Below are 2,442 nucleotides of genomic sequence, written 5' to 3' on the forward strand. Positions count from 1 at the left end.
CTCAATAAGTCTAGTGATAATGGCAAAGAGGTCACACCCGTTCCCATACCGAACACGGAAGTTAAGCTCTTTAGCGCCGATGGTAGTTGGGGGTCTCCCCCTGCAAGAGTAGGACGTCGCTAGGCAAATGAGAAGCCGGTACCGAAAGGTACTGGTTTTTTTGTATTTATTTTTTCGATTTAGTCGAAGGTGTGCGAGAAAGAGGAGGAACAAAGAGTTCGAGGAAACAAAGGGACGAGTCTCTGTGTTTAAAATTACTTACTTAAAATAAAATCTATTAAAGTAACTGTTGTATACCGTAAACTTGGACATTCAGGTCGAGCTAACAAGTATGCACACCATGTACTTATCCATGTTGGCTCAGGCTCTTGCAGTATGCTAGGAGCAAATATAATTTTTCACTTGTATCACAATATCATAAGTATTCTTTAATATACTTTTAAAAAAAAGAGAGCTGAGATTATCTCAGCCCTGCATAAACCAATTATTTTAATTTTCCTCTAAATTAATTTTTATTGGATTTAAACTTACTCGTTTTCCTTGAGAGTTAGAAAACTCAGGATAAATCATTAGATATTTTGCATCTTCATCAACCTTTTCAGAAAATGTAGCAATTTGTGAATTAACTCCACTGCTTGAAAGTTCATTTCCATGATCATCCACTACTTTAAGATGAAATATATCCTTGCTTACAAACTCAGGTATAGTCGTATGGTAGTTGATAATAGTTGTTGCTTCTCCACGTATTAATGATTCCATTTGGAACGTATAGGTACCGTCAGTAGATGACGTAATCGTATTTGACTCGATTTCATTTACGGGAATTTGTTGGACTGGCACATTAAATTTCCATTCCCCATCCTTTCCGCCAATGTGAGTGAATACCAATGGTATAGTTAATTCTTTTGGCAATTCTTTTTCTGGATATTCCAATGAAAATGCGCCAATATAAGAGTTGCCCTTTTTCGTCAATCCTTCAGTTGTTCCGCCCCACTGCTTATTATCAATTCCATCGAACAAATGATAGGAATAGCCTGCTTCTGGTCCTATATCTTGATTAGAATTTACTGATATATCTTCACCATTAGCCTTAAAAGTGAAGCCAATGACGTACCCATCATAGGATGCACTAGTCAATGTTACGTCTATCCCATTACTGGTAGCCTTCTCGTTGAGCTCTGTTACAAGCTGAGTGGCAGTTAGTTCTTTACCCATTCCAGAATTAAAGTTGTCATACAGTCCACCAATAATAGGGACACTAGCAAGCACTTGCGAGACTGGAGAAAAAATTAATCCTGAAACTAATAAGATGGATGCCGCTGATGATGTAATAAAGGAAGTTTTTCGTAGTCCTGAAAGCCATTTTTTCTTCTTTTTTTCTTTTCTCCCTAATTCTATTCCTTTATGAATAGCCCAGTATACATCATCTCGTGGAACTTCTATTTTTTCAATTTGTTCATTAAACCAGTCTTTGCTCATAAATATTGCCTCCCTCAATCACTTTTTTTAATTCGATTCTTGCTCGTCTTAAATAAGTCTTTATTGTTCCTTCAGGTTTTTCCAATGATTCTGCAATACTCTGTATGGATAAGTCGTGAAAATAAAATAGAATGATAACTGTTTGATAATGGGGTTCTAACTTAGAGAGCGCATGAGGTAAATCAACATCAAGTTCAACTTTTTGGTTTACGCTTTCTAACATCCCACTTAAAGCCATTTCTCCTGGTAACAAGGTTTTTTTCTTCTTTTTTAGAAGCGAATAACATGATCGCATTAAAATTTTTACTAGCCATGTACTGAAAAATTCAGGGTTTTTAAGTTGACCTATAGAGATAAAAGCTTTATAGACCGTATCTTGGATAACATCAAGTGCGTCTTCCTTATTTCTGACATGAAGCATAGCAATCTTATATAGCTTGTCACTCTCTTGGGTAATTAAAGTCTCAAAAGAATGTTCATCACCTTTAATGGCATTAAGTACAAGGTTAATCTGTTTCAATTTTTAACCTCCTTTCAACTATTAGAGCCACCAACTATGTACAAAGGTTTCAAAAGTATTGAATTATTAATAATCTATTTTAATCATGATGAAAGTAAGATAACCATCTAAATAGTTTTTGTTTTAGTAGAATACGAAGATAGCTTTTATTATAAAGGATGAGGATGTTAATAAGAGGCAAAATATTATGTGTAGAGAATAACAGGTTAAGAAAAAAAACGAATTTCATTGCTGAATCCATATGATTTTTCATTCTGTTAAACAATGTCTCTTTGAATATTATTCTTGAATAAATAATAAGATAAAGTAGAGGTGATGATTGCATGAGTACATTTAATTTGGTTGGATTTTTGTGGCAAGTCTCAGTTGTAGTTGCGCTTATTGCATTTTTATATGGTTTAATGAATCGGTCATGGGTATCCATGCTCATTAGTTTTACTACT

2 protein-coding genes and 1 rRNA gene are annotated in these 2,442 nt (G+C 34.6%); 1 reads left to right on the forward strand and 2 read right to left on the reverse strand.

Going from position 1 to position 2,442, the window contains the following annotated elements; genetic code table 11:
- The first annotated feature begins 9 nt into the window (after nucleotides 1–9).
- Nucleotides 10–125 (forward strand): 5S ribosomal RNA (gene rrf, locus WBG45_RS07515).
- A 364-nt stretch (nucleotides 126–489) separates the two neighbouring features.
- On the opposite strand, the gene WBG45_RS07520 is transcribed toward rrf, so the two are convergent.
- Together WBG45_RS07520 and WBG45_RS07525 are read right to left on the reverse strand one after the other, a co-directional pair.
- Nucleotides 490–1,479: a DUF4179 domain-containing protein gene (locus WBG45_RS07520; RefSeq protein WP_424413397.1), complete on the reverse strand. Its 990-nt coding sequence runs from the start codon at nucleotides 1,477–1,479 to the stop codon at nucleotides 490–492.
- Complete coding sequence (locus WBG45_RS07525) at nucleotides 1,460–1,999, reverse strand: sigma-70 family RNA polymerase sigma factor (RefSeq protein WP_424413398.1); 540 nt, start codon at nucleotides 1,997–1,999, stop codon at nucleotides 1,460–1,462. The genes WBG45_RS07520 and WBG45_RS07525 overlap by 20 nt, the downstream gene beginning before the upstream one ends.
- Nucleotides 2,000–2,442: the final 443 nt, after the last annotated feature.

The sequence above is a fragment of the Paenisporosarcina sp. genome (genome assembly GCF_049671445.1).
In the GTDB taxonomy this organism is placed as follows: Bacteria; Bacillota; Bacilli; order Bacillales_A; family Planococcaceae; genus Paenisporosarcina.

Excerpts from the sequence above, each read along its gene's own strand:
- WBG45_RS07520 (WP_424413397.1), bottom strand. The coding sequence starts at position 1,479 with ATGAGCAAAGACTGGTTTAATGAACAAATTGAAAAAATAGAAGTTCCA.